A 508-nucleotide genomic window follows, 5' to 3' on the forward strand; every position below is an offset into this window, starting at 1 on the left:
ATTACGAAAGCCCGCTCCCCGCAAGGACTGACGCCAGGTAGTTTCTGTCCATGGCTGCTTTTCGCATCTTACGTCTTAACCCTGCCTTGAATACCTTATCATTCGTCAAAATATTAATAGCGATGTGCCGTATCCCTGAAAATAATTCTGCTGCATTTCCTCTTCTTATTTTGCAGTCGTCTTCATTCATTACCACGTCCAGACGCCAGTGCAGCTTATTCTCCACGTGCCAGTGATTTCGGATCGCTGTGGCGAACTTCTCTGCGGTTAAATCAGCAGAACTGATATAATATCTGACCGTCATTTCTGGCTCTTTCTTTTGCTCTGCTATTATTGACCGAAAGGAGACTGCCACGCATAATTTCTTCAGCCCTCTCTATTCAAACGTGAAATAAATAAGTTCATCAGGGACATCGCAAACAATGTGAAGACGGATTTCTTCTCTGCCGTGACTCTTTTCACTAATTGCGTAACTGTCATGCTCTGGATTATTTAATTCTTTCAGTGG

The 508-nt window shown here is 43.5% G+C and carries 1 pseudogene; it reads right to left on the reverse strand.

Annotated elements, in window-relative coordinates:
- Window position 1: 1 nt before the first annotated feature.
- Window positions 2-508 (reverse strand): annotated as a pseudogene (locus tag BEA93_RS24670) (ISAs1-like element ISEc1 family transposase); the annotation flags it as partial.

This window comes from Escherichia sp. MOD1-EC5950 (assembly GCF_002965345.1).
Taxonomy (GTDB): Bacteria; Pseudomonadota; Gammaproteobacteria; order Enterobacterales; family Enterobacteriaceae; genus Escherichia; species Escherichia marmotae.